Here is a 650-nt window from a genome sequence, read left to right on the forward strand (position 1 = left end):
GCTCCGCGAGCTGGTCAGCCGGCGGCGAAGGGCTCGAGCGCCGACTGCGCCACGGTGAGCAGCTCGTCGTCGCTCAGCTCCTGCAGCGACAGGGCCTGATCGGCGCCGACGAGGCCGACAAGCACTGCCTGGCCGGTGGACGGCTCCAGGTTGAGCCACTCGGTGATGCCCGCCTCCGAGCCGACGAGCGACCAGCGCGCGGGGGCGGAGGTGTCCCAGAACGGCTCGTCGAAGCGCAGCCAGAGAGTGTCGACGACGCCGGAGCCGAGGGCCGCGATGGCGGCGCGGTGCGCGAACGGCAGCGGCGGATCGAACATGAGGCGTCGGTCTGCAGGACGCCGATCGGCACGGTGACCAGCACGCGGTCGGCGGTGAACGACTCCCCGGTGCCCAGCCGGATGCTGGTGCCCGTCTCGGTGTAGCCGATGCCGCTGACCACGGCGCGCAGCGAGACCTCGACGTCGGCGAGCAGCGTGTCGACGAGCGGAGCGAGCCCATCGGTCAGCAGAGCGTCGTCCGCGGAGGAGCCCTCCGACTCCTCGGCGGTCGACGCGGCGGAGGCGTCGCCCAGCCCGTACCAGGACGAGAGCTCTTCGGGCGCGGCGCCTGTGCGCAGCGCCGCGCCGCCTGCGAGGTGGGCGGCGACCCGG

Annotated in this window: 1 protein-coding gene and 1 pseudogene; both read right to left on the bottom strand. The window is 73.8% G+C overall.

Annotated features, from left to right (window positions below; genetic code table 11):
* Positions 1 to 14: 14 nt before the first annotated feature.
* Positions 15 to 317, bottom strand: coding sequence for an FAD-dependent oxidoreductase (locus tag ACH61_RS18910; protein ID WP_068213817.1), 303 nt, complete (start codon positions 315 to 317; stop codon positions 15 to 17).
* A gap of 71 nt (positions 318 to 388) precedes the next feature.
* Positions 389 to 616 (bottom strand): annotated as a pseudogene (locus ACH61_RS19470) (hypothetical protein); the annotation flags it as partial.
* Positions 617 to 650 lie beyond the last annotated feature (34 nt).

It is taken from the genome of Rathayibacter tanaceti, assembly GCF_001634385.1.
GTDB lineage: Bacteria > Actinomycetota > Actinomycetes > Actinomycetales > Microbacteriaceae > Rathayibacter > Rathayibacter tanaceti.